The 18079-nt window shown below is 68.7% G+C and carries 19 protein-coding genes; 15 read left to right on the forward strand and 4 right to left on the reverse strand.

All coding sequences use genetic code 11. From position 1 onward, the window contains the following. Positions 1–19: 19 nt before the first annotated feature. Together EJC51_RS28365 and EJC51_RS28370 are read right to left on the reverse strand one after the other, a co-directional pair. On the reverse strand, positions 20–772 hold the full coding sequence (locus EJC51_RS28365; RefSeq protein WP_126273684.1) for a hypothetical protein: 753 nt from the start codon (positions 770–772) through the stop codon (positions 20–22). Positions 773–818: 46 nt separating this feature from the next. Then, positions 819–1724: a hypothetical protein gene (locus EJC51_RS28370; RefSeq protein ID WP_126273685.1), complete on the reverse strand. Its 906-nt coding sequence runs from the start codon at positions 1722–1724 to the stop codon at positions 819–821. 408 nt (positions 1725–2132) lie between these two features. On the opposite strand from EJC51_RS28370, the gene EJC51_RS28375 reads away from it, so the two are divergent. From EJC51_RS28375 to EJC51_RS28420, 10 genes are all read left to right on the forward strand, one after another. Further along, positions 2133–2855 carry a hypothetical protein gene (locus EJC51_RS28375; RefSeq protein WP_126273686.1) on the forward strand — a complete coding sequence of 241 codons (723 nt, stop codon included), beginning with the start codon at positions 2133–2135 and terminating at the stop codon, positions 2853–2855. A gap of 17 nt (positions 2856–2872) precedes the next feature. Beyond that, the gene (locus EJC51_RS28380) at positions 2873–3742 is read left to right on the forward strand and encodes a hypothetical protein (RefSeq protein WP_126273687.1); all 870 of its coding nucleotides are present in this window, start codon (positions 2873–2875) and stop codon (positions 3740–3742) included. Beyond that, a complete protein-coding gene (locus tag EJC51_RS28385) occupies positions 3739–5046 on the forward strand; it encodes a TadA family conjugal transfer-associated ATPase (RefSeq protein WP_126273688.1) in 1308 nt (435 codons plus the stop codon). Before EJC51_RS28380 ends, EJC51_RS28385 begins: the two co-directional genes overlap by 4 nt. 2 nt (positions 5047–5048) lie before the next feature. Next, the gene (locus EJC51_RS28390) at positions 5049–6044 is read left to right on the forward strand and encodes a type II secretion system F family protein (RefSeq protein WP_126273689.1); all 996 of its coding nucleotides are present in this window, start codon (positions 5049–5051) and stop codon (positions 6042–6044) included. After that, positions 6041–6964 carry a type II secretion system F family protein gene (locus EJC51_RS28395; protein WP_166682913.1) on the forward strand — a complete coding sequence of 308 codons (924 nt, stop codon included), beginning with the start codon at positions 6041–6043 and terminating at the stop codon, positions 6962–6964. The genes EJC51_RS28390 and EJC51_RS28395 overlap by 4 nt, the downstream gene beginning before the upstream one ends. Positions 6965–7050: 86 nt before the next feature. Further along, entirely contained in the window at positions 7051–7302 is a 252-nt protein-coding gene (locus EJC51_RS28400) for a hypothetical protein (RefSeq protein WP_059193204.1), read from the forward strand. Positions 7303–7357: 55 nt separating this feature from the next. Beyond that, positions 7358–7807 carry a TadE family protein gene (locus tag EJC51_RS28405; RefSeq protein ID WP_097274434.1) on the forward strand — a complete coding sequence of 150 codons (450 nt, stop codon included), beginning with the start codon at positions 7358–7360 and terminating at the stop codon, positions 7805–7807. Positions 7808–7810: 3 nt separating this feature from the next. Continuing rightward, a complete protein-coding gene (locus EJC51_RS28410) occupies positions 7811–8272 on the forward strand; it encodes a TadE/TadG family type IV pilus assembly protein (RefSeq protein ID WP_244362890.1) in 462 nt (153 codons plus the stop codon). Between the two features lie 5 nt (positions 8273–8277). Beyond that, positions 8278–8739, forward strand: coding sequence for a TadE/TadG family type IV pilus assembly protein (locus EJC51_RS28415; protein ID WP_126277166.1), 462 nt, complete (start codon positions 8278–8280; stop codon positions 8737–8739). A 296-nt stretch (positions 8740–9035) separates the two neighbouring features. Continuing rightward, positions 9036–9449, forward strand: a complete 414-nt coding sequence (locus EJC51_RS28420) for an SsgA family sporulation/cell division regulator (protein ID WP_126273690.1) — start codon at positions 9036–9038, stop codon at positions 9447–9449. Positions 9450–9463: 14 nt separating this feature from the next. Here the strand turns inward: EJC51_RS28420 and EJC51_RS28425 are convergent, their stop codons facing one another. Next, complete coding sequence (locus EJC51_RS28425) at positions 9464–9799, reverse strand: hypothetical protein (protein ID WP_126273691.1); 336 nt, start codon at positions 9797–9799, stop codon at positions 9464–9466. 121 nt (positions 9800–9920) lie between these two features. Between EJC51_RS28425 and EJC51_RS28430 the strand changes: the two genes are divergently transcribed. From EJC51_RS28430 to EJC51_RS28450, 5 genes are all read left to right on the forward strand, one after another. Next, positions 9921–10568: a hypothetical protein gene (locus tag EJC51_RS28430; RefSeq protein WP_126273692.1), complete on the forward strand. Its 648-nt coding sequence runs from the start codon at positions 9921–9923 to the stop codon at positions 10566–10568. Positions 10569–10796: 228 nt separating this feature from the next. Beyond that, positions 10797–11240 (forward strand): contact-dependent growth inhibition system immunity protein, encoded by a 444-nt coding sequence (locus EJC51_RS28435; RefSeq protein WP_126273693.1) that lies wholly within the window; start codon positions 10797–10799, stop codon positions 11238–11240. Next, complete coding sequence (locus EJC51_RS28440) at positions 11237–11710, forward strand: hypothetical protein (protein WP_126273694.1); 474 nt, start codon at positions 11237–11239, stop codon at positions 11708–11710. Before EJC51_RS28435 ends, EJC51_RS28440 begins: the two co-directional genes overlap by 4 nt. Before the next feature lie 95 nt (positions 11711–11805). Next, complete coding sequence (locus tag EJC51_RS28445) at positions 11806–16341, forward strand: DUF6531 domain-containing protein (RefSeq protein ID WP_126273695.1); 4536 nt, start codon at positions 11806–11808, stop codon at positions 16339–16341. Positions 16342–16382: 41 nt separating this feature from the next. Then, on the forward strand, positions 16383–17036 hold the full coding sequence (locus EJC51_RS28450) for a hypothetical protein (protein WP_126273696.1): 654 nt from the start codon (positions 16383–16385) through the stop codon (positions 17034–17036). Positions 17037–17053: 17 nt separating this feature from the next. Here the strand turns inward: EJC51_RS28450 and EJC51_RS28455 are convergent, their stop codons facing one another. Beyond that, a complete protein-coding gene (locus tag EJC51_RS28455) occupies positions 17054–18079 on the reverse strand; it encodes a DUF8094 domain-containing protein (protein ID WP_126273697.1) in 1026 nt (341 codons plus the stop codon).

Genomic DNA, 18079 nt, shown 5'->3' on the forward strand with positions numbered 1-18079 from the left:
GAAGGACTGGTACCCCTGGTCAACCCAACTTGGCGTTCTGCGCTGTCAGTACCGCCGCCTGGAGCTTCGTGTCGCTCTGCTGGTGCTGGTAGATGGCCATGCCGTTGACGGCGAAGTAGACCGCGAGGGTGTCGCCGTTGCGGACGGCCTCCGTGTGCATGGTGTGGGTGACGCCCTTGTACGTCATCGTCGAGGCGAAGGCCACCGAGCCTGGTGCCCCTGCCGTCCGGGGCTTCTCGGCGGTGACCGAGTCGTAGGTGCTGGAGTTCTTGCCCGCCTTGGCCGTGAAGCCCTTGCCGCACGCGTCCAGGGCCTTCTCCAGGCCGGTCAGGGCCGCTTCGGCCTTGCCTTCGGTGGCGTAGGTGGCGAGCGTGATCGAGGTGGACCCTTCGCTGAGGTTCTTCGTCAGGTTGCGTGTGAGGTCGGCTGTCGCGTCGCCGAGGGGGAGCTGGTTCATCGCGAGCGCCAGCGGTACGCAGGCCGTTTTGTCGATGGTGACCTGGTCCGGGGACGTGGCGAAGGCGTACTCGGGGTCGGGCTTCTCCACGTTGTACCCCGTGACCTCGGCCTTCGTGACCATCAGCTTCGCCAACCGCTCCGCCGGACTCACCTCCTTCGCCTCCTTTGCCTCCTTCGCCTCCTTCGCCTGCGAGGTGGTGGCCTTCGGCTTCCCGGCGGTCGTCGCGTCCGAGCCGTCATCTCCGCCGCACGCCGTCAGCGTGGTGAGGGAGAGGGCGGACAGGAGGGTAAGGGCGAGCGTGGCTCGCTTCATGGGGGGCTCCTTGGTGGTTCCGACGTGATCACGTCCGTACGAGTGCTTAAGGGGCGTACGTTCCGTGCAGCAACTTCTTCAGCTGCGGCGACAGTTCGGGCACCTGCGCCCCCGCCGCCTGCGCCGCCGCGATGGCCCTGACGTACTCCGTCGCCTCCGCCCGGAGCTGGGCCTTCTCGCCGCCCTGCCTGCTGCCGGCCAGCCAGACGATGATCGCCAGCGGGATCAGGGCCAGGGCGCCGTAGCCGATCGGCTCGGTCTCCGACCAGGCCCACCCTGCGCCGATGGCGCCCGCGATGATCAGCAGACAGCCCGCTTCGTCGTGCCAGCCGCCGGCGTCGGCGATGCGCTCGTATTCGGCGACGGCGGCGGGCTTCGGAGGGACGGCTACGGGTACCGGGGCGGCTGAAGCGGGCGCGGCAGGCGTGTCCACCTTCGGGTACGACGGGATCGGCGTCGCTCCCTTTCGGTTCCCCATCTGGTCCGTGCTCGTCGAGTCGTAAGCCGGCCGCCCCTCCAGCCATGGCGGCACATGCGCCAACGGCAGGCCGTGTGCCAAGGCCACCCCCAGCAGCTCGCGGTAACCGGCGAGGGCGGGGTGCAGCAGCTCGCGCTTCCAGCCCTTGTGGACCCGGGTGTACATGGCGATGGCCACGAGGAGGACCGGGACGGCCGCGAGTGCCGTCCTCCGATCGAGTGCGGGTACGTCCAGCGCCACCACACCCCAGACCACGGCCGCCACCATCATCAGGCCGCTCAGCCATGCCAACGGCCGGTGCTGGGCGTCGTGGGCCGCCTTGCGCCGCTCCGCCAGCAGCGCCGACACCGCCGCGTCGTTCGTGTAGTCGACGCCGGTGCGGGCGCCGATCGCGTGGGCCGCCGCCAGGACCCGGGGGTCGGACGCCAGTGCCGCCCCGCCGATCGGAAGAAGGTCCGCGCCCGCGTCTGCCATGTGTCCAACGCCCCCGTGTCCGTGAAACCGAGCAAAGATCATGGCACGGTGCCCGTCGGGCTTCGTGAGTGAATCGTGCAGGCCTCATGGGCGGGTGGTGACGAACGTCGCGTCACGGGCCGGACGGGGTGGGAGTGCGCGGTTCGCTCGCGCACAGGTGGCAAGCCCTTTCGGGCACCCGGATAACTGGGCACCACGCGCCTGAAGTTGCAGATGGATAACGGGGTGCGGGGTGAGATGCGTGACCTCGAACGCGCCTTGAGGGGCTTATGTGCGGCTGATACGGTGCCATGGCTTGACACTCACCCCACCGATGGCTATTCGCATGAGTCGAGTGGACCTGGGTGAAGTGTCCTAATTTCCAGCTTATTTGGCAGACTTTTTCTTGGGTGTACGGGGAGCGGTTGCGTGAAGATCCAAGAGCGTACGGGGGCGGGTCAGGGTCGTTCCGCCGCTCCGGCTCAGCCGTCGGTCGGTGACCGCCTTCCCACACCGCCTCGCGAGCGCAAACCGGCGTTGGCCGCGTTGGCGGTGCTGCTGATTCTGGTGGGGGCGCTGGGCGCGACCATGCTGGTGTTGCAGGCCGGGGATCGGGTCGAGGTCGTCAAGGTGACGAAGGAGATCCCGGCCGGCGAATCGGTCAACACCAGCAATGCGACGTCCGTGCTGGTCGCCAAGGACGACAGCATCAACTACGTCGAGTGGTCGCAGTTGGACGCCCTCAAGACGTACAAGGCCAAGTCGACGATCTACGCCGGCACCGTCGTCATCGGCGACATGTTCGCCAAGGGCGAGAGCCTCCCGGCCGGCAAGGCCGCCGTCGGTGTCGCCCTCAAGGAGGGCCAGTACCCGTCGGACATCAAGGCCGGTGACACCGTCGCCGTCTACAACGTGGACAGCCGCTCCTCCAGTTCCAGCTCGGACGACAACAGCTCGTCCTCCTCCGCGGCCTCGTCCGGCGGGCTCATCGTGGACAGCGCGAAGGTCAACACCGTGGCCGCGGACGACGACGCCACCGTGAGCACCGGCAACCTCTCGCTCACGCTCCTCGTCGACCAGTCCGACGCCGCCGCCGTGGCCAAGGCGGCCTCCGCCGGTGCGGTCGCCGTCGTGCACGTCTCCGGCAACTAGAAGGCGGCCCCAGTCCCATGGCGCTCATCGCTCTCGCCGCCGACAAGGGTTCCCCCGGCGTCACCACCGCGGCCGTCGCCCTCGCGGCGGTCTGGCCGCGGCGTGTCCTGCTCGCCGAGACCGACCCCGCGGGCGGCGACCTCGTGTACCGCAGTGCCGCCGCGCACGGAGGCCCGCTCAACCCGAACACCGGCATGCTGTCCATCGCCGCCACCGCGCGCCGCGGCCTGGTCCCCGACCAGATCTGGGACCACGTCCAGCCGTTGAGCGGCGGACTCGAAGTCCTCGTCGGTCTCGGCAACGCCGAGCAGGCCGCCGGTCTCGCCGGGCTCTGGCCGACCCTCGGCCACTCCTTCGCCGCCCTCGCCGAGTCCCCGCACGCCGCCGCCGACGTCATCGCCGACTGCGGCCGCATCGCCGGTGAGACCCCCGTCGTGGACCTCTTCCCGCACGCCTCCCTCGTGCTGCTCATCTCGCGTACCGAGCCGGAGGCCATCGCGCGCGTGCGTGACCGTGCCGCCGCCCTCGGCAACAGGCTGCACGGCGGTCAGCGCGGCGTCGCGACCATGGGCAACCCGATGATCGGTGTCGTCCTCGTCGCGGACACCAACAACGCGGCGAAGATCGCGGGCCAGGTCAACGACATGCTCGTGCACGCCCAGACCGGCGCCCGCGTCGTCGGCACCATCGCCGACGACCCCGCCGGAGCCGACCAGTTGGCCGGCCGCAAGCGCGGGCGCCTCGACAAGTCGCTGCTCATCCGCTCCGCCCGCAAGGTCACCGCCGACCTGTACCAGCAGTACGGGGCCGCCTGGTCCGTACCCACCCAGGCCCAGCACGGTCAGCCGCTCGGCCAGATGAACGGCCATGCGGAGGCCGGGCGATGACCGCTGTCGACCATCAACTGGTCAAGCGGTTCCGGCAGGACGCCGGCGACCGGATCGCCGAGCAGCGGCGTCAGGACCAGGTCGCCGGGGTCACGCCGATGTCGGGCGAGGACGAACGGCACTACGCCCGCGCGGTCATAGCCCAGATCCTCGAGGACTACGCGCGGACCGAGATCAACGCGGGGCGCACCCCGCTCGACGCGGAGACCGAGGAGCAGTACGCCGCCGCCGTGCACGCCGCGCTGTTCGGCGTCGGGCGGCTCCAGCCCCTCCTCGACAACCCGGACGTCGAGAACATCGACATCAACGGGTACGACCAGGTCTTCGTCGGCTACTCCGACGGCCGCGAGGTCAAGGGCGACCCGGTCGCCGAGTCCGACGAGGAGCTCATCGAGCTCATCCAGGTGCTCGGCGCGTACTCGGGTCTGTCGTCCCGCCCCTTCGACTCCGCCAACCCGCAGCTCGACCTCCGTCTTCCGGACGGTTCGCGTCTGTCGGCGGTCATGGACGTCACCCGGCGCCCCGCGCTGTCCATCCGGCGTGCCCGCATGGGCAAGGTCTTCATCTCGGATCTGGTCGGCAACGGGACCCTGTCGCCCGAAGTCGCGCACTTCCTGGCCTGTGCCGTCCGCGCCCGCAAGAACATCATGATCGCGGGCGCGACCAACGCCGGTAAGACGACGCTGCTGCGGGCCCTCGCCAACGAGATCCCGCCGCACGAGCGACTGATCACCGTCGAGCGCGCGCTGGAGCTCGGCCTCGACACCTTCCCCGACCTGCACCCCAACGTCGTCGCCTTCGAGGAACGCCTGCCCAACTCCGAGGGCCAGGGCATGATCTCGATGGCCGAGCTGGTCCGGCGTTCGCTGCGCATGAACCCCTCCCGCGTCATCGTCGGTGAGGTGCTCGGCGACGAGATCGTGACCATGCTCAACGCGATGTCGCAGGGCAACGACGGCTCGCTCTCCACGATCCACGCCAACAGCTCGCACGAGGTCTTCAACCGTATTTCCACGTACGCGCTCCAGGCCTCCGAGCGACTGCCCATCGAGGCCAGCCAGATGCTCATCGCGGGCGCCGTGAACTTCGTCGTCTTCATCCAGCGGCGCAACAACTACCAGACGGGCGGCCGCCTCCAGCGCATGGTCACCTCGGTCCGCGAGGTCAACGGCGTGGACGGCCGGGTGCTGTCCAGCGAGGTGTTCGCCGAGGCGCACGACGGCCGGATCGTGCCGCACGCGCCGATCGCCTGCGTGGAAGACCTGATCGCACAGGGCTACCGGCCCACGGGAACGTGGGGGTAATCATGAATCCTGCAATCAATCTGGCGGCTTTGGGCTCGCTCGGCTCCATGGGCGGCCTCTTCTCCACCACCGTCCTCTTCTCACTGGCCTGCGGTGTCGCCGTCGGCGGCGGACTCGCGCTGCTCCTGGTCGCCGTACGCGGTCTGCCCGCCAAGCCCGACCACGAGAAGCAGAAGGCCGCCGAGCGGGCCAGTGAACTGATCCGGTTCGCGGGGCAGCGCGGGTCGCTCGCCGCCATCGTCGGACTCGTCGTCCTCCTGCTCACCCGCTGGGCCGTCGCCGGCATCGCGGCCGGTGTGCTCGTCTTCTTCTGGGACCGGCTGTTCGGTGGCGCCGCGGAGGAGCGGGCCGCCATGCGCCGGGTGGAGGCACTGGCCTCCTGGACGGAGTCCCTGCGCGACACCATCGCCGGCGCGGTGGGTCTGGAGCAGGCCATCCCGGCGTCCGCGCGCGCGGCGGCCCCGGTGCTGCGTCCGCACCTCGACGCCCTGGTCGACCGCCTGCGCGCCCGCACCCCGCTGCCCGACGCGCTCCAGCATCTCGCCGACGAGATCGACGACGCGTCCGCCGACATCATCGTCGCGGCGCTCATCCTCAACGCCCGCCTGCGCGGCCCCGGTCTGCGACAGGTGCTCGGCGCGCTCGCCAAGTCGGCCCGTGAAGAGGTCGACATGCGGCAGCGCGTGATGGCGCAGCGGTCCTCGACGCGCCGCTCGGTGCAGATCGTCGTCGCCGTCTCGATCGCCTTCGTGCTGGGCCTGTCCATCTTCAACCGCGACTTCGTGGAGCCGTACGGCACGGCCGTCGGCCAGCTCGTACTCGCCTGTGTCTGCGGCCTGTTCGCGCTCGGCTTCTGGTGGCTGCGCAAGCTGTCGACGATCGAGACGCCCGAACGCTTCCTGATCAAGGACGAGTCGTCGGTCCAGTTCGTACGGCCGCGCAACCCGTCGTCCCAGTCGCCCCAGACGCTCCAGCAGGAAGAGGGGGTACGTCGATGAACCTGACCATGCCGCTGGTCGTCGGCGCCGTCATCGGCCTGGGCATCTACGTCCTCGTCCGCGCCCTGATGCCGTCGAAGCGGAGCGCGATCGCGCAGGTGGCGCGGATCGACGCGATGCGGGCGCGCGGGGCGTCGTACGAGTCCGCCCGCGCCGCCGCCGACCAGGGCCGAATCGGCTCCCTCCGGGCCGATGTCGGCATGCGCGTCGCCGAGTTCTACATGCAGCAGGGCTGGGAGCAGCGGTCGCTGCGCGCAGACCTCGCCGTCCTGGACCGCAGCTGGGAGAAGTTCCTCGCCACGAAGGTGCTGCTCGGGGTCGCGGGCCTGTTCTTCGGTCCGTTCCTGTTCGCGGTGGCCTGGACGCTGAGCCTGGGCAGCAGCCCGATCATCCCGGTCTGGCTGGCGCTCACCTTCGCGGCGGTCTTCTTCTTCCTGCCCGATCTGGAGGTACGACGGGACGCCGCCGAGAAGCGTCGTGACCTGCGGCGCGTGATCGGGGCGTACCTGGACCTGGTGTCGATGAGCCTCGCCGGCGGCCGCGGCCTCCCCGAGGCCCTGATGGCGGCCGCGGAGGTCTCCGACGGCTGGGCCACCCAGCGCATCCGCAACGCCCTCGCCGACGCCCGTATCACCGGCATCAGCCAGTGGCAGGCGCTGGGGGCGCTCGGTGAGGAGCTGGGCGTGGAGGAGCTCAAGGACCTGTCCGCCTCGCTCGCCCTGGTGGCGGACGACGGCGCCAAGGTCCGCGAGTCCCTCGCCTCCCGCGCCGAGACCATGCGGCACCGCGAACTCGCCGAGATCGAGGGCAGCGCGGGCGAGAAGTCGCAGTCGATGCTCGTGGCCCAGCTGCTGCTGTGCGCCGGCTTCCTGGTGTTCCTGATCTTCCCGGCGGCCATGCGGGTCTTCCAGGTCTCCTGAAGCCCTTGGAGCCCCTGAAACCCCGGAAGCCCTCTGGGCCGTCTCCACAACTGCTGCCAACCGCTGTACCGAGAGGACAACACATCATGAACGGACGGAACTTCAGCACCGGGATCCCGGCGGTGGACTTCCTGGTCACCTTCCTGAGCGCGCGCGTCGAGCGCGCCCGCTCCGGCGAACTGGACCGCGGTGCCTCCGCGGTCGAGTGGGTCATCATCTCCGCGGTCGTCGTGGCGATCGTCGGGGTCGTGGCCGCGATCATCAACGCCGCCCTGAGCGACGGCGCCAACAAGGTCGGCGACTGCATCAAGGGTGCCGACGCGGGCAAGACCTGCTGATCTCACGGATGACGGGGGCGAGTTGACGGGGTTGCGCGTGGGCCGGTGCGTGGACGTGGGCAGATGGGTGCGCCGCAGGGTGCGGACGGCTCGGGAAGAGGCGTCCGCCCGCGGCGACTCCGGTATGACCGCGATCGAGTTCGTGCTGCTCACCCCGGTCCTCTTCTTCATGATCTTCGCGACGGTCCAGTTCGCGCTGTACTTCTTCGCCGACCACGTCGCCCAGGCGGCGGCCCAGGCGGGCGCCCGCAAGGCCCGCGCCACGGCCGACGCCCAGCCGGGCGGCTGGCGCGGGGAGGCGCAGGACGTCGTGGACAGTTACATCAGCCAACTCGGCCCGCAGCTGGTGCTGTCGCCGCGCGTGACGATGCTCCAGCCCGAGCAGAACACGGTGGGCGTGGAGATCACGGCGAAGGTGCCGACGGTGTTTCCGGGCCTGGACCTGACCGTGCACGCGCAGTCGCAGGGGCCGGTGGAGAGGTTCGTCCGGGAGGACGGGAACTAGACGATGAAGTCCTCCTTGCGCAGGGTGGCCGACCGGCTCGGCCACCGCTTCGGCCACGGTGACCGCCGTGACCGCCGTGACCGGGGGTTGTCCACGGTCGAGGTCGTGATTCTCGCCCCCGTGATGATCCTGTTCATCCTGGTGCTGGTCGCCTTCGGGCAACTCGTCGACGGCCGGGGCGCGATCGACGGCGCCGCGCGGGACGCGGCGCGTGCCGGATCGATCCAGAAGGACCACGCCACGGCGATGTCCGAGGCCCGCAAGGCGGCGGAGGCCGACCTCGCGGACGTCTGCTCGGGCCCGGTGACGGTCAACCAGACGAGCGCGGGCTTCGAGGCGGCCACCTTCTTCACGGTGGAAGTGAGCTGTCAGGTACGGGGGTTGGCCATGCTCGGCCTCGACGTCCCGACGACCCTGACAGCCAGCTTCAGCTCACCCCTGGACCCCTTCCGGAGGACGGCGTGAACGGCGTGCGGGACTGTGTCGTCGGCTGGCTGTCCGCCCGCCGGTCCGCGCTGGACGACCGCGGCTCGGGCGCCGGCGCGGTCATCATCTTCGCCCTCGTCTTCCTCTCCCTCTCCGCCTTCGTGATCGACGGCGGCCTGTCCATCAGCAAGCGCGAGCGCGCCGCCGACATCGCCGAACAGGCCGCCCGTTACGCGGCCCAGGACATCGACCTCGAATCCCTCTACGACGACGAGAACGGCCCCGCCCCGATCAACTTCGGCAACTGCGACGCCCGCGTGAAGGCGTTCGCCCGCGAGATGAACATGTCCGGCGCGGACATCGCCGCGACGCACTGCGTGGCGGCGGACGCGGAACAGGTCGAGGTCGAGGTGCAGTTGACGTACTCGCCGGTGTTCACGGGGATGTTCTACGGCGGGGATGTGGTCGTGCACGGGCAGGCGGTCGCGGAGAACGAGGTGGGCTGAGGCGGGCGCGGCGCCGGTGCGACGGGTGAGTCAGGGCCGTCGTAGCCCCTGTATGTGCTGACGCATGCCCTCCCGAGGAGTTCCACGGGAGGGAGCGGGCATACGCGATGAGGCGTGGTGCTGTTCTTTCTCCGGCGGCACGGAACGTGATGCAGATCACTTCAGCATCTTGCGTAACCGGCGTAATGCGCAGACCACTTGCGTGCTCATACAAGTACGTCGGACATCAATCCGCCGCCGCCTTGCCCGCCCTGCCCGTCCCGTCGTACCCCACCCCGCAACGGAGACCGCCCGCCATGTCCCTCACCCTGGAACAGTCCACCGGAGCCCGCCTGCTCACCCCGGCCGACGAGGAGCTGGCGGTCACGCTGACCCTCCGCTACACCTCGGCCGACCCGCTGGCGGTCCACCTCCTCTTCCCGGCCTGGATCTCGCTCGACGGCGAGGAACTGACCTGGACGTTCGCGCGCAGCCTGCTGGAGGAGGGGCTGGGCGGCCCGGCGGGCGTGGGGAACGTACACGTCCGCCCGTACGACCCGAAGCGCACGGCGGTGGAGTTCCGCGCCCCGGAGGGTGTGGCGGTCGTCCTCTTCGACGCGACGACGCTCCACCGCTTCCTGCTGCGCACGTACACGATCACGGAGCCGGGCGGCGAGCCGCTGGAACCGGTCCTCGACGAGGGTCTGTCCGCCCTGCTGGGCGGCGTGTAAGCCCGACAGCGCGGCTACTTCTCCTTCTTCGGCCGCTTGTCCTCGGTCTTCATCTTGTCGTTGACCTGCTTGGCCAGCTCGTCGTCCAGCTTCTTGAACTCCCTGACGACGGCGTCCGACATCTTCGACAGCGCGTCGAGCTGCTGCGTGATGTCCTCGCGGCCGTCCTCCCAGTTGGACTCGAAGTCGTCGAGGGCGTCGTTGACGCTGCCGTCGCCGATGTCGTCCTTGTACTGCTCGAAGAGCTTCTTGGTGTGGTTGAGGCGGGTCTTGATCGACCGCAGTCGGCGCCCGTAGTCCTCAAGCTCGGTCAGTGGGAGTGAGAGGTCACTCTTGCCGTTCTGTCCCATGTCCCCGTCCCCCGGTCCCGGTCCCGATCTCGTACTCTGACGTGCACGGTACAACGCAACGGTTGCAGCGAGCGATCGAGCAAACGCGTACTAGTACGGAACAACGGGGAAGGTCGACGTCATGGCCCGCTACATGGAGGCGCTCACGGTCGAGCGCGGGGGTTTCCGGATCAAGGTCCCCGAGTCGTGGTGGGAGTTCGACGTACGCCCGGAGTCCCGGGACGACTCGATCCGCCGCATGGTGAACGACCGGATCGCCCAGCACCCGGAACTGGCGCAGTACAAGGACGTCTACAACGACTTCCTCCGCAAGGCCGCCGCCGACGCCTGGAAGTCGGGCGCCCTGTACTGCGGCTGCATGGCGGAGAACTTCGGCGGCGACACCCCGATCACGGGCTCGGTGACGGTGTCGATGGTCGGCGGCCGCAACGAACGCGGCGAGCCCCTCTCCACCGACCCGTCCGTCATCGCGAGCCAACTCGCCGTGAAGGAGGCGAAGAAGGAGGGCGACTCCTGGCGCAAGGTGACGACGGTCGACATCCCCGGCGTGGGCCCGGCGGCCCGCACGTACGGCATCGAGGACATCGCCGTACCGGGCGACGCCCTGAACCGCACGATCCGCGCGGTCCTGATGCAGACGTACATCCCCGTCCCGGGCCAGGAGGGCAAGGTCGCCCTGGTGGGCGGCAGCAGCCAGGTGCTGGACCTCGCGGACTCGTTCTTCGACATCTTCGACGCGATCACGTCTACGTTCCGGTTCACCGGTTGACGGGGACGGGGACGGGGATGGGGCGGGCGGCGGCAGGGGGCGTCCGTGGCGTACGCCCACGCACTGGAGGGCGTGCTGCTCGATGAACCTGGACGACCTGCGTGAGTGGTACGACCGCCTGCGCGCGGAGCTGGACGCCTCGCGGTTCGAGGTGACCTGGCAGCCACCGATCCCGAGCCGCCCCAAACGGAGCGCGAGCATCAAGCAAGCAGGAAAGGATCACGCCCCGTGCCTCAGCCCATCGACCGCAGCCAATCTCTCGAACAACTCGATGGGCAACGCTGGCCCGATCCGCCCCAGGCCACGACCGCCATGGTCAGGAACGTCCATGAGTTGCGCCGCCGTCCGGTCGGTCTGCTCGAACCGCATGAGCTAGCGCGCCTGATCGGTCAGGACGTCGGCCTGCCCTGGCTGCTTCCACTGGCCGTGGAGATCCTCCGGGACACCGCACCCCGCCAGGCGGCCGGCGGATGGTACGACGACGATCTGCTCTACGCGGTGGTCACCAGACGGCCGGAAGCTTGGGCCGACATGACGGAGGCCCCTGGCTGGGCCGGCGTGATGAGGGACACCGCGGCCGTGCTGGTCAACCTCCCGCGCTCCCTGCAACGAGAGGTGGACGCCTTCCTCTCCGCACTTCCGCACCTCCCCACGAACGTGATGACCCGATGACACGCGCCTGGAACTGGGAAACCGGCGAAGGCCTGCTCGGCATGGACGACCCGGCCGAAGTGGACGCCGCGCTCGACCGCAACGACGACCGTCTGGGCGCCGCGGTGATCGGCCTCGCCCTCAACTGCCCGCCGGAGGTGGTTGCCCCGCGGATCATCCGCGCCCTGGAGCTGCTGCTGCCGGGCCGGGGCCGGGACTTCCCCTTCACCGCGATCGCCCACCTGGCCCGCCTCGACGGCCGCCTGACCCCGGAGCTGTACGAGGCCCTGCGCGCCGAGGGCCTCGGCGGTGCCGCCGACCACGCGATCGACGACACGCTGACGTTCGTACCGTTCCGGGACCTGCCGCCATGGCTGAAGCGGCGGTGGGTGTACGGGAGGGTGCGGAGGATGCTGCTGTGGTGGTGGCTACGGCCGTTGGAGGCGGTCGGCGAGGCGTGGCGGGCGCTGCGCGGTCACCGTCGGCCCTGATGGCATGCCGCTTCTCGCACCGAACGGCCGTTCCCTGTAGGTTCGCGTGTGCACATAGCTGTTGAACGTGATGCGCGCGTGACGGGGGTTGCGGTATGGCGGGGCATCGGCCCACGGACTGGCATGTCCTGGATCTGGACAAGGATCCGACGCCGGGTGATCCGGACCGGATCAAGATTCTGGCCAGGACGCTGCACGACTTCGCCGACGATGTCTCGGATGCACTCCGTCTGGTCAATGGCATGGCGGGTGAGGACACCCTGCTGGAGTGGGCGGGCAAGTCGGCGGAGGTCTTCAAGGACGAGTTCGGGGACGTTCCGAAGAACCTGAAGAAGCTGAAGAAGTCGTACGAGTTGTGCGGGGACGCTCTCGCTGACTTCTGGCCGAAGCTGGAGCGCGCCCAGGCGTTGGCCGACCGGGCTCTCGCTAAGGGGCGTGAGGCGCAGAGTGATCTGTCCTCGGCCAACTCCCGCCTCGCGTCCGCCGATTCATGGGTGACGCGGGCGAACAAGGAAGCCGACAAGTACAAGGACGATCCCACCGGCAGCAAGTCCGGCGGCGACAAGCCGGACGAGGGCAAGGTCCGTGCCGCCACCCGGGATGCTCAGCACGCCAAGTCCGCGCAGACCAGCGCGCAGACGGACGTGAACAACGCGCAGGGTGCGCTGGCGGCGGCGAAGAAGATGGCCGAGGACGCGCGCAAGATGCGTGAGGAGGCCGCGCACACCGCGAAGACGAAGATCGACGAGGCGTCCGACGCCGGTATTCAGAACCGGTCGTGGTGGGAGGAGGTCGGGGACTGGTTCACGGACAACTGGGACAACATCGTCGCCGTCTGCAAGATCGTCGTAGCGGTCGTCGGTGTGATCGCGATGATCATCGGTGGGCCGATCCTCGGGGCGATCGTGCTGATCGCGGCCCTCGTCGTGCTCGCGGACACGCTCTACAAATATTCCAAGGGCCAGGCCTCCTTGTGGGACGTAGGCCTGGCCGCGCTGGATTGCATACCCGGCATGAAGGGCCTGACCACACTCGGTGGCCTCGCCAAGGGGATGAAGACCTTCGGCAAGTTGGGGCTCAAGGGCATGGCCCAAGGCGTCAAGGGGCTGGGAAAGAGCGCCAAGACCGCTGTGGCCGACGGCGCGAAGGGCGCGTACAGCCGGCTCAAGAGCAAGATCACCGGCTGTGGCGACCCCGTCGATGTGGCGACCGGTGAGGTGTTCCTCTCGGAGACCGACATCTCCCTTCCCGGCACTCTGCCCCTGGAGTTCACCCGCCGTCTGACGTCGGGCTATCGCTGCGGCTGGTGGTTCGGGCCGACTTGGGCCTCCACGCTCGATCAGCGTCTCGAGATCGACGACGACGAGACCGTCTTCGTCACGGAAGACGGAATGCTGCTCGTCTACCGGAACGCGGACGCCGTGACGGGCCCTTGGTTGCCCGTGAACGGCCCGCGCATGCCGCTCTTGCGACTGGACGACGGCAACTACCTGCTCGAAGACCCGTTCACCGGCAGGTCCCGTCGCTTCCGCGCGCCCACGTCGGACGGCACGGCCGCCATCGCGGAGATCACCGACCGCAACGGCAACAGCATCAGCTTCGAGTACGACGAGTCGGGCATCCCGCTGGCCGTCCGGCACTCCGGTGGCTACGTCCTCACCGTCGCCACGGAGGACGGTCGCGTCACCGAACTGAAACTGGCGGGCGCGGCGGACGACGGCTCCGACGTCACGATCAGGCGCTATGGATACACCGAGGGCAATCTCGCTGAGGTCGTCAACTCCTCCGGTCTTGCCCTGAAGTTCACATACGACGAGCGACTGCGCCTCACCTCGTGGACCGATCGCAACGGCGTCCGCTACAAGTACACCTACGACGACCTGAACCGATGCGTCTCCCAGACCGGTGCACACGGTTACCTCGGCGGCACCTTCGCCTACGAGGGAGCCGATCCGGTCTGGTCCGACGCCAGCATCACCACCTACACCTCCGCCGACGGCGAGGTCACCCGCTTCGTCGTCAACGACCACAGCCAGGTCGTCGCCACGATTGACCCCCTCGGGGGCGTCGCCCGCAGCACGTACGACGAGCACCACCACCTCCTCTCGCGCACCGATCCGCTCGGCAACACCACCTGCTACGAGAACGACGACCTCGGCAGGCCGGTCCGCGTCTCGCTGCCCGACGGCGGTGCCGCCACGGCGCAGTACAACGCGCTCCACCTGCCGACCCGCATCGTCCAGCCGGACGGCGGGGTCTGGGAGCACTGCTACGACGAGCGCGGCAACCGGGTGTCGACCACCGATCCGAACGGCGCCCTCACCCGGTTCGCCTACGACGAGCGCGGTGCCCTCGTCTCCGTCACCGATCCCCTGGGTGCGACCACACGCGTCAAGTGCAACCCCGCGGGCCTGCGGATCAGCACGGTCAGCGCGCTGGGCGACCAGGCGACCCGCTCCTACGATCCGTTCGGAAGGCTCAGCAGGGTCACCGATCCGCTGGGCAACACCACCAGCCTGCTGTGGACCGTCGACGGCCGGGTGTCCCGCATCGTCGCACCAGACGGCTCGCAGGAGACCTGGACTTATGACGGCGAGGGCAACTGCACGTCCCACAGCGCCTCGGGAGGTGCGCGGACGACCTTCGAGTACGGGCCCTTCGACCTGCTGACGGCACAGACAGGACCCGACGGCGCCCGGTACGAGTTCGCGTACGACTCCTCACTGCGCATGACCCAGGTGACCAACCCGCTCGGGCTGCGCTGGCGGTACGCCTACGACTCCGCAGGCCGCCTCGTCGCCGAGACGGACTTCGACGACCGGTGCACGGTGTACGAACGCGACCGCGCCGGACGACTCGAGCGAAAGGTCAACCAAGCGGGGCAGAGCGTCGGTTACGCGTACGACAGCATGGGACGGCTCCTCGCCAGGACGACCGGCGACGAGACCACCAGGTACGCGTACGACGCCATGGGTCGGCTGATCCGTGCCGAAAGCCCCGACTGCGACCTCCGTCTGGAGCGGGACAGCCTCGGACGGACCGTCGGCGAGCACGTCAACGGACGCCGACTGACGTCGGCGTACGACGCGGTGGGCCGCCGCGTGGAGCGGGTGACGCCGACCGGGGTTCGCGCAACCTACGACCGTGACGCCCTCGGCCGTACCAGGCGCCTGAGCAGTTCCGGCCACACCGTCGACTTCGCCCATGACCCGGCCGGGCAGGAGACGGCGCGTTTGATCGACGACGCTCTGCGCCTCGACCAGGTCTGGGACTCGACAGGGCGGTCCGTGGGCCAGCACTGGACGGCGGCCGGTAGGCCGGTACAGAGCCGCACCTACGAGTACGGCCCGCATCGCCATCTCGTCCGACTTCAGGACGCCTTCGACGGCCTGGTGGACCTGGACGTCGACGCGATGGGGCGCATCCGCGGAGTCGAAGCCGAGGGCCGCTCGGAGAGTTACACGTACGACTCGGCCGGGCAGATCTCGGCGGCGTCCTGGTCGGGCTACCGAGGCGTCGAAGAGGCCGCGGGGGAACGCTCGTACTCCGGCATGCGGCTGGATCACGCGGGTGCCGTGCGCTACACATACGACCCGGCAGGGCGCGTGGTGGAGCGGCGCAGGACGAGGCTGTCCCGCAAGCCCGACGTATGGCGTTATTCCTGGGACGCGGAAGACCGGCTGACATCAGTGGTCACGCCGGACGGCAAGGTGTGGCGTTACGTCTACGATCCCCTCGGTCGTCGTATCGCGAAGGAACGGCTTGCCGACGACGGTTGCACCATCGTGGAGAGGACCGACTTCACCTGGGACGGCCCGACCCTTGTCGAGCAGACCGCCGTCGGCCCCGAAATGCCGCATCCGGTCACCCTCACCTGGGAGTACGACGGGCTGCGGCCGATCACCCAGACCGAGCGGCTGACCGACTCAGCGACGCAGGAGGAGATCGACTCCAGGTTCTTCGCGGTCGTCACCGATCTGATCGGAACGCCCACCGAACTGGTCGCCCCACAGGGCGACGTGGCCTGGCGGGCCCGGCGCACGGTGTGGGGGGCCACGGCTTGGCCCAAGCAGAGCAGTGCGTACACGCCGCTGAGGTTCCCAGGTCAGTACCACGATCTGGAATCGGCCCTGCACTACAACTATCACCGGCACTACGACCCTGAGACCGCCCGTTACACCACGCTCGACCCGCTCGGCCTGAGTCCCGCTCCGAACCCGTACGGGTACGTGACCAACCCGTGGCGGCAGATCGATCCCTTCGGCCTCATGTCCTGCGACGAGGACATGGTGACGCTCTATCACGGGTCGCGTAACTGGAGCGGGGACGAATTCTCGCTGGGGCGTTCCAATGACCTCCAGCGCGAATACACTCCGGACGCCGGTGTCTACCTGACGGACGATTTCAACAGGGCTGCCACACAGTACGCCGGACCCGAGGGCGTGGTGGTGCGCACAGAAGTGCCCCGTTCATTCGCGGACTCGGTCCTGCGGGAACACAGCGGCCCTGCCGGACGGCAGCCGGAGTATTTCGTGGACACCGAGGAAGGCGTGAACATCTTGAATGCCGGGTCGCCCAGGGCCCTGCCGCAGCGAGATGCGATCATCCAGCACATGATGGGCCAGTTCTAGTTTCCCTGGATTGAAAGTTCGAAGTTGTGAGGCGGATCGACATGTCCGAGCAGATCACTCCCATCCCGGAGGACAGGCTCGCACGAGCAGTCTTCGGGCCGCTGGGAGGCGTGGTGGAGGTCGGCGCTGTCAACTCCACCGGCACCTGGGAGCTCTCCAAGGTTTCGGTGGGCGACTTTCTGACGCGCCGACAGCCTGATGTGGAAAGACTGCTCGATGGAATCCGCTCGGTCTGCCGGTTCAGCGACGCGGCCATGGCGATCGTCGACGAGCTGGGCCGATTCCGTGATCACGAGGTGCCCGCGGCGTTCCTGCTGCTGTGGTCCGCCGGCGTCACGGGAGTTCCACAGCCCCTTGAACGCCTCGAAGAGCCCGCTGTGGTGAGGCGCATGTGCCGCATGGCGGCGGACCTGCAACTGACGTATTTCTTGCAGGCTCTGATCACAGCCGCCATCGCGGCCGGCACGGAGGCCAGGCAAGGGGCGGCTCGGATCGCTGAAGTGCTGCGAATCGCGTCCGAGTTGGCCTGCCCGACGAGCCGAACCATGCCAACGGACATTTTCAGGATGTGGCGGGTCTCCTGCTTGCCGGACATTCTCCGTCCGGACTCGGATGCACCGGAATACGGCAAAGCGGGTTTCCGAGCTTACGATCAGTGGCTGGAAGAGCTGCTGGCGGCTGATGATCGGGCATGACGAATCGAGGTGTCCGCTCACCGGGAATCGACGTGCTGCCAATCGAGAGCCGTGATCCGCGCGGCCGTCGGCGTCAGTTCGGCCATGCCCTTCCCCTCGAACCGGTCGGTGATCAGATCGCCCCTGGCGGCGCCGAGAGCCGACTGTTCCTCGCTGGGTACGAGTGAACGGCTGGAGCGGTAGGCCTCCTTCAGCAGGATTTCCTGGGTGTGCGCAAGCGGGAAGAGGGCGAGGACCCCGCCGTCTGCGGTCCGCAGCGCGTACACGCTCGGGTCGGCGGGGGGCTTGGTGAAGAACTTCTTGGTAGCAATGCCGTCGGCCGTGCCGTTGGTGCTGCTGTCCTTGTAGGTCTTCAGAGCCTGCTTGACCAGTGTCGTGGAGGCGAGGTTCTTGCCCGCCTTCGCGCCCCCGGTCTCAAGGAGGTCCTCGTAAGCTGCGCCCACGTCGGGCGGGGCGAACTTGCCGACCTTCGTACCGGGGTTCACGGCTTCGGCGAGGCCGTTCTTGTCGAGAGCGGGCTCGGGCAACGCCTCTCCGTCCTCGGCCCACACGGTCAGCACCAACTTGTAGGCGCTGTCCACCTTGTCGAAGACCATGAACGACGAGTTGTGCCCGGTGTCGCTCGACTTGGCCTGGACCGCGAACCACGTGGCCGTGCCCTTCGCCGGGATCACGTACCGCCGGTCCTGGTAGGTGAACGGGGAGCGGTAGGCCTTCTGGTCCTTCTTCGAGAGGGTCGCGATGAGGGTGTAGCTCGCCTTGTCCATGGCGTAGAGCTGGCCGGCCTCGACCGTGCCCAGAAGCTCCTTGTCGAGCGCCGCGTTGGCCTTGTTGTTGACCTTCTCGTAGTGGTCGACCACCGAGGCGGCGGCCTTCGCGGTCAGTACGCCCTGAGGCGCGGCGGCGCTCGCGGAGGCGTCGCCGTTCGCGCCGTCGGCGCTCGCACCGCCGCCGCATGCGGTGAGGGTGACCACGGCGACCGCGGTGGCCATGCCGAGCGCGGGGTTGGTCCAGGGGCGGGTGCGGTACGACGACGGCGTCAT

Source organism: Streptomyces aquilus (genome assembly GCF_003955715.1).
GTDB lineage: Bacteria > Actinomycetota > Actinomycetes > Streptomycetales > Streptomycetaceae > Streptomyces > Streptomyces aquilus.

What these genes read in the sequence shown, in the direction of transcription:
- EJC51_RS28430 (WP_126273692.1), top strand. Translation starts at nt 9,921, where the DNA reads ATGGCCCGCTACATGGAGGCGCTCACGGTCGAGCGCGGGGGTTTCCGG.
- EJC51_RS28395 (WP_166682913.1), top strand. Translation starts at nt 6,041, where the DNA reads ATGAACCTGACCATGCCGCTGGTCGTCGGCGCCGTCATCGGCCTGGGC.
- EJC51_RS28380 (WP_126273687.1), top strand. Translation starts at nt 2,873, where the DNA reads ATGGCGCTCATCGCTCTCGCCGCCGACAAGGGTTCCCCCGGCGTCACC.
- EJC51_RS28450 (WP_126273696.1), top strand. Translation starts at nt 16,383, where the DNA reads ATGTCCGAGCAGATCACTCCCATCCCGGAGGACAGGCTCGCACGAGCA.
- EJC51_RS28400 (WP_059193204.1), top strand. Translation starts at nt 7,051, where the DNA reads ATGAACGGACGGAACTTCAGCACCGGGATCCCGGCGGTGGACTTCCTG.
- EJC51_RS28410 (WP_244362890.1), top strand. Translation starts at nt 7,811, where the DNA reads ATGAAGTCCTCCTTGCGCAGGGTGGCCGACCGGCTCGGCCACCGCTTC.
- EJC51_RS28455 (WP_126273697.1), bottom strand. Translation starts at nt 18,079, where the DNA reads ATGACGCCGTCGTCGTACCGCACCCGCCCCTGGACCAACCCCGCGCTC.
- EJC51_RS28445 (WP_126273695.1), top strand. Translation starts at nt 11,806, where the DNA reads ATGGCGGGGCATCGGCCCACGGACTGGCATGTCCTGGATCTGGACAAG.
- EJC51_RS28440 (WP_126273694.1), top strand. Translation starts at nt 11,237, where the DNA reads ATGACACGCGCCTGGAACTGGGAAACCGGCGAAGGCCTGCTCGGCATG.
- EJC51_RS28385 (WP_126273688.1), top strand. Translation starts at nt 3,739, where the DNA reads ATGACCGCTGTCGACCATCAACTGGTCAAGCGGTTCCGGCAGGACGCC.
- EJC51_RS28365 (WP_126273684.1), bottom strand. Translation starts at nt 772, where the DNA reads ATGAAGCGAGCCACGCTCGCCCTTACCCTCCTGTCCGCCCTCTCCCTC.
- EJC51_RS28425 (WP_126273691.1), bottom strand. Translation starts at nt 9,799, where the DNA reads ATGGGACAGAACGGCAAGAGTGACCTCTCACTCCCACTGACCGAGCTT.
- EJC51_RS28390 (WP_126273689.1), top strand. Translation starts at nt 5,049, where the DNA reads ATGAATCCTGCAATCAATCTGGCGGCTTTGGGCTCGCTCGGCTCCATG.
- EJC51_RS28420 (WP_126273690.1), top strand. Translation starts at nt 9,036, where the DNA reads ATGTCCCTCACCCTGGAACAGTCCACCGGAGCCCGCCTGCTCACCCCG.
- EJC51_RS28370 (WP_126273685.1), bottom strand. Translation starts at nt 1,724, where the DNA reads ATGGCAGACGCGGGCGCGGACCTTCTTCCGATCGGCGGGGCGGCACTG.